Consider the following 6790-nt stretch of genomic DNA (forward strand, 5'->3'; position numbering starts at 1 on the left):
CTTGAAGCGCGGAGTCGGGTCCTTTGCGACGCGGCGCCTGCCCCCCTGCTCGGCAGAGGCGCAGGAGGCTCCTTCTTCTGAAGTCATCTCTCTTCTACGGGACCCAGCGGATTGCTTATTCCGCGCAACCCTCCAGTCGGACAGGTTCTGGAACACCGCCGCTGGAGCCGCGCTGCTGCGGGAACCTGCCCGACAAGCCACCAGGGGCGCCTGGGCATAAGGCTCCTCAGGCGATTCAGCGCGCGGAGAGGAAGTCCTCCACCTCACGGGCGAGCAGCGCGGGTGCGGAGACGTGGGCCACGTGGCCGTGCCTCGGCAGCACTCGGAGCGACGCGTGGGGGAGGACTTTCGCCAGGGCATGGGCAGGTTCCGCGAGAAGCACCTGGGGACTCTGGTCGCCCAGGAGCACGAGGGTGGCGGTGTCAACGGCGAGGAAGCGCTCCACGCCCATGGGGAGGTCCGCCACCGCGCCGATTTCGCGCAGGAAGGTCTCCATCATGCCGAGCAGGGTGCCCGCTTCCACGAGCGCTGCGTGCGCGCCCTCACCGAACTTCGCGACGCGGAGTCGGAGCTCGCCCATGCCGTGCGCACCCCTCGCGGCCGCGGCCGCGTCTCCGTCCCGGAGATGCTCGCCCTGCGGCTCATCATCCCCAACCTCCAGCGCTTCCGCCGCGAGTACCCGCACCTGGAGCTGGATCTGGACGTCAACGACCACGTGGCCGACATCGTCGGAGACGGGCTGGACGCAGCGGTGCGCTGCGGCGAGCTCACCGACTCACGCCTCATGCGCCGCCGACTGGGCCCCAAGCGCTTCATCCTTTGCGCCTCTCCCTCCTATCTCCAGGTGCACGGCACGCCGCGCTCGCTCGACGCAATCCAGGAACACGACTGCATCCGCTACCGCTTCGTGTCCACCGGCCGCGTGGAGTCCTGGGCCTTGCGCCAGCCCGCGGGCGCCCCCTCGCCGCGCATCCCGGAGACCTTCGTCTTCAACAACAGCGAGGCCGTCACCCACGCAGCCCGAGCGGGCTTCGGTATCGCCCAGTTCGTGGAGCTGATGATCCGCCCGGAGCTGGACGCCGGCACGCTGCGCCCCTTCCTCCGCGAGCACTCCCTGGAACGCGGCGCGCTGTGGCTGGTGTGGTGGCCCCAGGCCCGGCGCACCCCGCCCAAGGTGAAGGCCCTGGGCGACTTCCTGGCGCGGCTCGTCGAAGAGGACGAGGCCGGGGCGCGCTGAGCCCGCACCACCCGGATTGCGGGAAAAGGGCGGAGCGCCCTTATGCTCCGCCGCCCCATGCATGCTTCCTACCGGACCCTCGCCACCTTCTGCCTGCTCGTGCTGGCGCCGCTGACCCCGGCCGCCGCACAGGACACCTCCGACGCGCCGCGCGCGCTGCGCTTCAACTGGACGCGCGACGGCATCATCACCGGCACCGCGGGCGTGCTGTGGATCTCCACCGAGTCGGTGTTCAAGGACAACCTGGCCCCGGCACAGTGCCGCTGGTGCGACCGTGCACCGGACGGCACTGACCGGCTCAATCGCCTGGACCGCTGGGGCCGAGGCATCGCGGGCAACACGGAAGCGTCCCGCAAGCGCGCGGACACCTGGAGCAACATCATCGGGTTCGCGGGCCTGCCGCTGGGCCTGCTGGGCACCCAGTACGCAGTGGGGCGCAGCAGCGGCGCCTCCACGGAGTTCTTCGCCCAGGACGCCACCATCATGGTCCAGAGCGCCGTCCTCGCCTCCGTCGCCAACCAGGCCGTGAAGTTCGCCGTGGGCCGCGAGCGGCCCTTCGTCCACGTCCTCCCGGAGGCGGAAAAGGGCCTCACCGCGCACCCCACCGACAACAATCTGTCCTTCTACAGTGGCCACACCAACCTGGCCTTCTCCCTGGCCGTGTCCGCCGGCACTGTCGCCACGATGCGCGGCTACAAGCACCAGGCCGTCGTCTGGGGCGTGGGCCTGCCGCTCGCCGCCTCCATGGGCCTCTTGCGCATGGGCGCGGACAAGCACTACCTGTCCGACGTGGTCACCGGCGCCGTGCTGGGCACCGCGTTCGGCGTCGCCGTGCCCCTGCTCCTGCACGGCCGCGTGGATGACACCCCGCCCACCAGCGCGCGGCCGTCCTCGGTGTCACTCAACCCGATGGTCGGGACCCAGATGGTGGGCCTGTCCGGAGCGTTCTAGCCACGCTCCGCCAGAAGTTCGCGAATCCATCCTGCGCGGCGGCAAGGCACGGACGGATGCGTCCTCGGTCCATCGGCGCATGCGCGCCTCTTCAGGCGTCCGCGCAGAGCCTCATGAACGACAGCGAGCATGAAGGGCTGTCGTCGCTCATGAAGCAGGAGGGCTTGGGGAATCGGCCATGGACCGCCAGAAGCGTACGGCCCAGCGCCCCAGCGAAGCCCAGGGGTCCATGAAGCGTCTCGCCCACGTTGCAACACGCCCCGCGGAGGATTCAGCGGGAACCAGTGGGTCGAGCCTCGGGCTGCTGGAGGCTCCCTCCGGAGGCGAAGCGCCAAGACATCGACATCTCTGACGGTCGGCCAGGTCTTCCCAGGCAGCGCCCACCTCGTCCCGCCCTGCGTGCTCCCCACCAGCCTCACAGGAGACAAGCCCCGGCGCGGATGAAGCCACCCACTGCACGCTGTCCGACTCCACAAGGAGGGCCTGCGCATCGAGGCAAGGTGCAATCCCAAGTGGCCCGGTGTCCTCGGCGATGGGCGTGAGGCAGCAGAGGCCATGAGCATCAACGCTTGGGCATACCTCCAGCGTCTCGGACGGCTCAATGGTTGGCGTGGGAGCTCCGATGCCACGACTCTCCCCACAGGGGCGTGCCTCCGGCGCATCATCCTGCTCGGCGGTGGACGCGACGCATTCGGCGCCACTCGCCTCAATGCAAGGACATGCATCCAACGCTTCGTCTTGCGCGGTGGCTGACGCGGGGGCGCTGGCGCAACGCTCCTCAACGCAAGGGCGTTCCGCCGGCGGTTCCTCCAGCCCGTTGGCTGATGCAGGCGCACCGACGATGCCTTCTTGAGTGAGGTGGGCCTCGGGGGACGCAGGTTCCTGGGGCGCAGGAGCAAAGGCATTCAGTACGCGCTCATCGCGCGCCTTCAGCAGTGCTGGCAGCTCATGCTGAAGGGCCTGCACGTCGCGCTCGTGCAGGATTTCCCTCACGCGGATGGCCCACTCGCGCAGCGCCGCTCCGCCCATGAGCGGCAGCAGTTGGGCGGCTCCTCCCATGAATGCCCGCTGCAGGGACTGAACGAGGAGCACGTGCCCCGGACGCGCCGCCACCCGCGCCGCATGCCGAAGCAACTCGAATTCCGCCCGCGCGCAGGTTTCCCCCGACTCCCAGTGCGCCGCGTCCTGGAGCTGGTAGCACGTGCTCCCCAGCCGGTCCAAGTCGAGGTCCGAGGCCCTCGCGCAGCAGTCGGCCAGAAGCTCCACCAGCACCTGCCGCTTGAGGCTGAAGTAGCCCTCCAGTAGCCACCGGGCATCCGGGTTGCTCGCGTCATGTAGCGCCAGCCCCAGGTTCTCCAGCGTCAGCGACTCATCCAGCGGCACCGCGCGCGTCTTGCGTCCGGGACGCTGAAACACCAGCCCCCGTGCCGCCAGCCGCCGCAGCGCCTCGCGGATGGTGCCCCGACACACCTCATAGCGGCGCGCCAGCTTCGCTTCGGAGCCGAATTGCCCGCTCGGGTGCAGACGCCCCAGCGCGATATCGCGCTCGATTTGCGCCTCCACATAGGCCACGAGTCCTCGCCGTTCCATCCCCATTCCCCCTCCTCGTCACAGCATCGCCATCCAACCACAGGGGTCTGACATGGACGTGCGAGCCCACCAATCCGTGTCATCGGATGGGCCGCAGTCCGGGACCCGGGCGGCGAAAACCTGTCCGACTGTCGGACAAGTTTTGAGGCAACCGGGCCCGGTCGGGGACATCTGCCCGCCCCCAATTTGGCGTTTGCGCGCGCATGACGTCGCGCCCCCGCCGGGCGGGAGCGGCCTCGGGCCCAAGCGGCGAAATCCGTCCGACTGTCGGACAGGTTTTGAGAGAGCCGCCCCCATGCGGGCGGCTCTGATCGTGGCCCCACCTTGGTGTCCGCGCCCGCACGACGTCGTGACTTGCCGCTCCGTTCCGCGAAGCGAGCGTCTTCGGCTTCATGCGGTGCGAAGCGGTCCGACTGTCGGACAGGTTTTGCGGCGACCAGCCCCAGGTGGGCGACGCTGCTCGTACACATGATTGGGTGACCGCACGCGGACGACGTTGCGGGTCGCCGCTGCATTCCGCCAAGCGCGCGGCATCGGTTTCATTCGGTGCGAACAAGGCCAACTGTCGGGCAGGTTTTGCGGAAACCGGGCCCGGGCGGGAGCATCTGTCCGTGCCCCAGTTTGGGCTTCGCGCATACGCGACGTCGCGGTCCACGGCTGATCCGTGAGGCGAGTGCCCGCTTGGGGAACTTCGGGTCGCGGCCTGGGTTGACGAACTGCTGACGCCCTCCCGGGTCACGCGTCTTCGCCGGGCGCGCACAAAGCGACACTTCGGCCCCTCGGGTCCCGGGCGTCCCCTCCTGACATGGTAGTCAATCCGTTCACCTTCGTCGGACGGGCTCCTTCCGTGCGCTCCACTGTGACTGCTTGCCTTCCGTGCGCCCCTGGGCGGTGTCCATGAGCCCGCCCCGCGTGAAGGATGCTCCGCGCGTCGAGCGCTTCGGACCGGCGCTTCCCCCTTCCACGTTCACCGGATTCGCCGTGGCGGCGCTGGCCGTGCTCGCCATCGCACTGCTCTCCTACCGCACGCTCAAGACGCGCGCGGCCACGGGCGAGATGGTGACGCATACGCTCACCGTCGCGGCGAAGTTGGAGGAGGTGCTGTCCACCGTGAAGGACGCGGAGACCGGGCAGCGCGGCTTCCTCCTCACGGGCGCGGAGAGCTACCTCAGCCCCTACTCCCTCGCGAAGAAGACGCTGCCGGAGAAGCTCGCGGAGCTTCGCGGACTCATCGCCTACAGCGCCGTGCAGCAACAGCGGTTGGACCGGCTGGAGGGCGCGGTCACGGAGAAGCTGGCGGAGCTGCAGGAGACCGTGGACCTGCAACTGCGCGGTGAGGGCCGGCAGGCCATCGCCGTGGTGAAGGAGGACAGCGGCTTCGCCGCCATGCGCACCATCCGCGCCACCGTGGAGGAAATGGAACTGGAGGAGCGCGCGCTGCTCACGAGCCGGTACGAGGAGTTCCAGGCGTCCGCCAACCTGTCCCTCGCCGTCACCCTGAGCGGCTCCGTGCTGCTGTTCGCGCTGCTGGGCATCGCCGCGTATACCGCCGCGCGCGACTTCCGGGCCCGCGCCATCGAGTCGTGGCTCCAGACCGCCCAGACCGAACTCGGCGTGCGCATGCAGGGCGACCAACGCATGGACCGGCTGGGAGACAACATCCTGCGCGTCCTCGCCGACACGCTCGACGCCCAGGTGGGCGCACTCTACGTCGCGGACACGACGCACCACTTCCGCCGCGTCGCGGGCCACGCGCTTCCTGCGGACCTGGATGCGCGGCATGACACGCTGGCTCCCGGCGAAGGACTGGCCGGACAGGCCATCAAGGACGGCCGGGCCTGCCACCTGCGCGACGTGCCCGAAGGCTACCTGCCCATCTCCTCCGGACTGGCTCGGGGCCGTCCGCGCCACGTGCTCATCGCGCCCTCCCAGGTGGACGGACAGGTCAACGCGGTCGTGGAGCTGGGCTTCCTGCACCCGGTGCACCCGTCGGACCTGGAGCTGCTCCAGCAGGTGTCGGACGCCATCGCCGTCGCGGTGCGCGCCTCGCTCGACCGCACCCGCCTGGAACAACTCCTGGAAGAGACGCAGCGACAGGCCGAGGAGCTCCAGGCCCAGCAGGAGGAGCTGCGCGTCTCCAACGAAGAGATTGAAGTGCAGAGCCGCGTCCTCAAGGAGTCCCAGGCGCGACTGCTGAACCAGCAGGCGGAACTGGAGCAAACCAACGCCCAGCTGGAGGCCCAGGCGCGCCTCTTGGAGAACCAGCGCGACGACCTGGCCCTGGCGCAGGTCACGCTTACGGAGAAGGCCTCGGAGCTGGAGCGCACCCACCGCTACAAGGGCGAGTTCCTGGCCAACATGAGCCACGAGCTGCGCACGCCGCTCAACAGCTCGCTCATCCTCGCGAAGCTGCTGGCGGACAACAAGGAGGGCAACCTCACCGCCGAACAGGTGAAGTTCGCGCAGACCATCGGCTCCGCGGGCAACGACCTGCTCGCCCTCATCAATGACATCCTGGACCTGTCGCGCATCGAGGCGGGCCGCGTGGACGTGCAGTTGGAATCAGTGGGCCTCCAGCCCTTCGTGGAGAACCTGGGCCGCACCTTCCAGCCCATGGCCGCGCAGAAGGGTCTGCGCTTCACCACCACCGTCGCGCCGGGCGTGCCCCCCACACTGGAGACGGATCCCCAGCGGCTGGGCCAGGTGCTCAAGAACCTGCTCGCCAACGCCTTCAAGTTCACGGACTCCGGCGAGGTGATCCTCACCGTCGCCACGGAGGGACCGGGACGCGTGACGTTCAGCGTGCGCGACTCCGGCATCGGCATTCCGGGCGAGCTCCAGGGGCTCATCTTCGAGGCCTTCCGGCAGGCCGACGGCAGCACCCACCGCAAGTACGGCGGCACCGGCCTGGGCCTGTCCATCTCCCGCGACCTGGCGCGGCTGCTGGGCGGCGACGTCACCGTGCGCAGCGCGCCGGGCGAGGGCAGCACCTTCACCGTCACCCTCCCCCTT

At 69.4% G+C, this 6790-nt stretch carries 5 protein-coding genes; 3 read left to right on the forward strand and 2 right to left on the reverse strand.

Annotated elements, in window-relative coordinates:
- Window positions 1-235: 235 nt before the first annotated feature.
- On the reverse strand, window positions 236-580 hold the full coding sequence (locus tag D7Y11_RS43615) for an alpha/beta fold hydrolase (RefSeq protein WP_158624572.1): 345 nt from the start codon (window positions 578-580) through the stop codon (window positions 236-238).
- A 3-nt stretch (window positions 581-583) separates the two neighbouring features.
- Between D7Y11_RS43615 and D7Y11_RS40805 the strand changes: the two genes are divergently transcribed.
- A complete protein-coding gene (locus D7Y11_RS40805; protein WP_158624573.1) occupies window positions 584-1237 on the forward strand; it encodes a LysR substrate-binding domain-containing protein in 654 nt (217 codons plus the stop codon).
- Window positions 1238-1294: 57 nt separating this feature from the next.
- Window positions 1295-2188 (forward strand): phosphatase PAP2 family protein, encoded by an 894-nt coding sequence (locus tag D7Y11_RS40810; RefSeq protein WP_126936373.1) that lies wholly within the window; start codon window positions 1295-1297, stop codon window positions 2186-2188.
- A gap of 147 nt (window positions 2189-2335) precedes the next feature.
- Here the strand turns inward: D7Y11_RS40810 and D7Y11_RS45290 are convergent, their stop codons facing one another.
- Window positions 2336-3760 (reverse strand): GntR family transcriptional regulator, encoded by a 1425-nt coding sequence (locus tag D7Y11_RS45290; protein WP_306770493.1) that lies wholly within the window; start codon window positions 3758-3760, stop codon window positions 2336-2338.
- 915 nt (window positions 3761-4675) lie between these two features.
- Here D7Y11_RS45290 and D7Y11_RS40820 point away from each other — a divergent pair.
- Window positions 4676-6790 (forward strand): CHASE3 domain-containing protein (locus tag D7Y11_RS40820; RefSeq protein WP_126936374.1); only part of this gene is annotated, 2115 nt, incomplete at its 3' end.

The sequence above is a fragment of the Corallococcus sp. AB018 genome (assembly GCF_003986945.1).
In the GTDB taxonomy this organism is placed as follows: domain Bacteria; phylum Myxococcota; class Myxococcia; order Myxococcales; family Myxococcaceae; genus Corallococcus; species Corallococcus exiguus.

Coding starts and splice junctions, on each gene's coding strand:
- D7Y11_RS43615 (WP_158624572.1), bottom strand. CDS start 580: ATGGGCGAGCTCCGACTCCGCGTCGCGAAGTTCGGTGAGGGCGCGCAC.
- D7Y11_RS40810 (WP_126936373.1), top strand. CDS start 1,295: ATGCATGCTTCCTACCGGACCCTCGCCACCTTCTGCCTGCTCGTGCTG.